Source organism: Acinetobacter sp. 809848 (genome assembly GCF_000581275.1).
In the GTDB taxonomy this organism is placed as follows: domain Bacteria; phylum Pseudomonadota; class Gammaproteobacteria; order Pseudomonadales; family Moraxellaceae; genus Acinetobacter; species Acinetobacter pittii.
The window spans coordinates 1-338 of sequence record NZ_JEXG01000211.1 but is presented as its reverse complement, the minus strand read 5'-3'; the positions used below and the strand labels follow the sequence as shown (position 1 = coordinate 338).

At 53.0% G+C, this 338-nt stretch carries 1 protein-coding gene; it reads right to left on the bottom strand.

The window, feature by feature from the left end:
• Positions 1-338 (bottom strand): Ig-like domain-containing protein (locus J536_RS0105030; protein WP_228130734.1); only part of this gene is annotated, 338 nt, incomplete at both ends.

Sequence of the window (338 nt, the reverse complement as noted above, 5' to 3'; positions counted from 1 at the left end):
GCATTGATTGGATCAAGTACAGGTGCATTTGGTGCTGTGGTATCAATCGTCACCACTGCTGTATCTGTACCTGCATTGCCTGCTGCATCTGTTGCCGTCACGGTAATGGTGTGTGGGCCATCAGTTAACGCAGGCAGTGTATTGTCTGCAAGCGTCCAGGTGCCGTCACCATTGTTCACTGCCGGATAGTCAACACCATCCACGTTCACAACCACTGTTGCTGTCGGATCGTTCACTGTACCAGTGAGTGCTGGTGTGCTGTCGTTCGTGAGTACATCATCCAGCGCAACCACCGGCGGTGTGATGTCTGCAGAGACTGTGCCTGTACCTGGCAATGA